The organism is Magnetococcales bacterium (genome assembly GCA_015231925.1).
Lineage (GTDB): Bacteria > Pseudomonadota > Magnetococcia > Magnetococcales > JADGAQ01 > JADGAQ01.
Genome location: JADGAQ010000289.1, coordinates 1 through 3,569, shown reverse-complemented (window position 1 = coordinate 3,569; position 3,569 = coordinate 1). Strand labels below are relative to the sequence as shown.

General features: G+C 60.9%; 3 protein-coding genes and 1 pseudogene. 3 read left to right on the top strand and 1 reads right to left on the bottom strand.

Annotation, left to right across the window (positions count from 1 at the left end):
- From HQL56_18875 to HQL56_18865, 3 genes and pseudogenes are all read left to right on the top strand, one after another.
- A partial coding sequence (locus HQL56_18875; protein ID MBF0311580.1) for a DEAD/DEAH box helicase occupies positions 1-1,476 on the top strand: 1,476 nt, incomplete at its 5' end.
- On the top strand, positions 1,476-1,901 hold the full coding sequence (locus HQL56_18870; GenBank protein MBF0311579.1) for a hypothetical protein: 426 nt from the start codon (positions 1,476-1,478) through the stop codon (positions 1,899-1,901). The genes HQL56_18875 and HQL56_18870, both read left to right, overlap by 1 nt.
- Before the next feature lie 11 nt (positions 1,902-1,912).
- Positions 1,913-2,443: pseudogene (locus tag HQL56_18865) on the top strand (hypothetical protein).
- A 33-nt stretch (positions 2,444-2,476) separates the two neighbouring features.
- Here HQL56_18865 and HQL56_18860 read toward each other — a convergent pair.
- A partial coding sequence (locus HQL56_18860) for a hypothetical protein (protein ID MBF0311578.1) occupies positions 2,477-3,569 on the bottom strand: 1,093 nt, incomplete at its 5' end.

Sequence of the window (3,569 nt, the reverse complement as noted above, 5' to 3'; positions counted from 1 at the left end):
GCGGAATCCAAGTCCTGGCGGGGCCGGACCACCTTCGCCATGGTGCCGACTTTGGCGCGGCAATCCAACCTGGAGGCCATGCCGCCCCTCGATCTGCTGGTGATCGACGAGGCCCATCATGCCGCAGCCCCAGGCTACCGCCGCATCATCGACGCCGCCAGGGAGCGCAATCCGGAGTGCCGCCTCTACGGCGTCACCGCCACCCCCAACCGGGGCGACAAGAAGGCGCTACGCCCCATCTTCTCCAACGTGGCGGATCAGGTGCGGCTGGGAGAACTGGTGCGCTCCGGCCACCTGGTCCCGCCCCGCACCTTCGTCATCGACGTCGGCACCGGCGAGGCCCTGCGCGAGGTCAAGCGCACCGCCGACGACTTCGACATGGCCGAAGTGGACCGGATCATGAACAAGGCCCCGGTCACCGAGGCCGTCATCCGTCACTGGCAGGAGAAAGCGCAAGAGGCGGGGAGCGGCGAAGCCGCGACAGGGAGCATCAAAAGATTCCGCAAGAGCGTGGTCTTCTGCTCCACCGTGGACCACGCCCGGAACGTCACCGACGCCTTCAACGCCGCCGGGGTCGAAGCGGTCCTGGTCCACGGCGACCTGCCCGACGGCGAGCGTCGCGCCGTGTTGCGCCGGTTCGAAAAGGGTGATGCCCGGGTGGTGGTCAACGTGGCCGTTCTGACCGAAGGCTGGGACCACCCGCCCACCTCCTGCGTGGTACTGCTTCGCCCCAGCTCCTACAAGTCCACCCTCATCCAGATGGTGGGCCGGGGCCTGCGTACCATCGATCCCAACGAACACCCGGGGGTGATCAAAACCGACTGCGTTGTCCTGGACTTCGGCACCTCCACCCTGCTGCACGGCTCCCTGGAACAGGACGTGGACCTGGATGGGAAGGAGTTCCAGGGAGAGGCCCCAACCAAGGATTGCCCGGAGTGTCAGGCCACCGTACCCCTGGCGGTGCGGGAATGCCCCCTCTGCGGCTATGTCTGGGAGCGATTGGACGAAGGCAACGGCCCGCCAGAACCACTGGCCGACTTCATCATGACCGAGGTCGATCTCCTGGCCCGTTCCAGTTTCCTGTGGGTCGATCTCTTCGGCGACGACGCAGCCTTGCTGGCCAACGGCTTCACCGCCTGGGGCGGGGTCTTCTTCCTCAACGGTCGCTGGCACGGGGTGGGCGGGGCCAATGGCACCCCGGCCCGGCTCCTCTCCATCGGCGAACGCACCGTCTGCCTGGCCGCCGCCGATGACTGGCTCAACGACCACGAGAGCGCCGACTCGGCCCACAAGACCAAACGCTGGATTCACGAGGCCCCCACCGAGCGGCAGTTGCAGTACCTCCCGGCGGAATACCGCTTCGACCACAACCTGACCCGCTACCAAGCCTCGGCCCTGATGACCTTCCGCTTCAACCGGCGGGCGATCCAGGGGCTGATCTTCGGAGCCTCTCCCGCCCTTGCGGAGGTGGCGTGATGCCTCTCCCGGCCTGGACCCGGCAGCGCACCAACTGGCACGACCCCCGGCTGGGCTGGGTCTCCCTGCCTCCAGGAGTGCGGTGCCACCGGGTCTGGCTGGAAGACCTGCCGGGTCGGGAGCGGACCATTTTTGGAAACATCATCAAACGCTCACCCGGCCATGTCCTGGTCCGGTTGGCGGGAGGGGTGCGGGCGGTTGCCAGGACATTGCTTTTGGAGGGCAAAGATATGACGGACGCGACGGATCTGGAACAGGCGGCCATGGCCGCCGCTTTGATCCCCCTGGGGGAATACGTGGGCAGCATCGGCATGCACCGCCCCCTGGCGGATTACAACAAGGCTGAGGTGCTGACCCTGATCGACGTGGTGGTCAGTGCCTACCAGGACTACTTCCACAAGCACAACGACGACATCCCATTCTGAAGGCAAAGGTCATGTTGGATTTTAACCACGCTGCCATGATTGGGGAGATCGTCACCGGTCTGATCGACGCCGCTCTGGTCGCCGAGGAGGCAGCCAGTCCGCCCCGGCAATATCTGGGTGGATCACGGCTGGGTGTCGCCTGCGAGCGAGCGTTGCAGTTCGAATACGCCGGGGCCCCCAGGGATGCGTGCCGGGGCTTCGACGGTAAGACCCTGCGCATCTTCGCCGCCGGGCATCTCTTCGAGGAGTTGGCCATCCGCTGGTTGCAAGCTGCGGGGTTCAACCTGGTCACCCAAAAACGGGATGGCGGGCAGTTCGGTTTCTCGGTGGCCAAGGGGCGCATTCAGGGACATGTGGACGGCATCCTGGCCGGTGGACCCCTGGAGGTTCCCATGGGCTATCCCGCCCTGTGGGAGTGCAAGTCCCTCAACAACAAGTCCTGGAACGACACCGTCAAGCGGGGCGTGGCCCTCTCCAAGCCTGTCTATGCCGCACAGATCGCCGTCTACCAAGCGTACATGGAAACCGCTGTCCCCGGTATTTTCTACGAAACACATTGAGACAACAAACTTACTTTACATGATTCGACAGTTCAATGCATGCTCAATTGACAGCTTTAATGACCGAACAACCTCTTCTTCTTGTAGCAATCTGGCAAGCCACAGGATGTCGCTTAGTGACTCAAGAGAAATCGTCCTGATGCCATGGTCAATGTCTTGCCACCATGAATGCAGCATTAATTGAATAGATCGATGATGTCTATCTGTTACATAACGCATCACGTCCTGGTTTGATGGAGAAGGCCTCCTGAGAATATGAATCAACATCAATATACGTTTATCTGAAATGGTATTTCTGCTGTACAACGATCGAGGCCCATTGATCTCAGAATTGGAAGCGAAATAAGTCTCAAACCATTCCCCCCACATTTCGAGAAAGGCCTTCCGAGGCAAAATCTCGCGTATCAGCGTTATCATTTGGCTCGCCACCTCGGGAGACAACCGCACCAGCAGCTCAAACTGCTCGCGGGGGTGACGGCGTTGAAACCATTCCCGCCACTTTTCGAGGAAGGTCTCCCAAGGCAAATTCTCGCGTATCAGCGTTATCATTAGGCTCGCCACCTCGGGATGCAACCGCGCCAGCAGCTCAAACGGCTCGCGGGGGTGGCGGCGTTCAAACCATTCCCGCCACATTTCGAGGAAGGCCTCCGGAGGCAAATTCTCGCGTATCAGCGTTATCATTTGGCTCGCCACCTCGGGAGACAACCGCACCAGCAGCTCAAACTGCTTGCGGGGGTGACGGAGTCCAAACCATTCCCGCAACATTTCAAGAATGGCCTCCCGAGGCAAATTCTCGCGTATCAGCGTTATCATTTGGCTCGCCACCTCGGGAGACAACCGCGCCAGCAGCTCAAACTGCTCGCGGGGGTCACGGCGTTCAAACCATTCCCTCCAGATTTTGAAAAAGGCATCCCGAGGCAAAATCTCGCGCATCAGCGTTATCATTTGGCACGCCACCTCGGGAGGCAACCGCACCAGCAGATCAAACTGCTCGTGGGGGCGTATTCGCTCAATAGATTCTCGAATCCACTCTCGCAAAATCATGCTAAATATTTTGTAACCGTTCAGCTCAGTAAACCGATTCAGGCAGCCTGAAGCATCGAAACAG

What these genes read in the sequence shown, in the direction of transcription:
- HQL56_18870 (MBF0311579.1), top strand. Translation starts at nt 1,476, where the DNA reads ATGCCTCTCCCGGCCTGGACCCGGCAGCGCACCAACTGGCACGACCCC.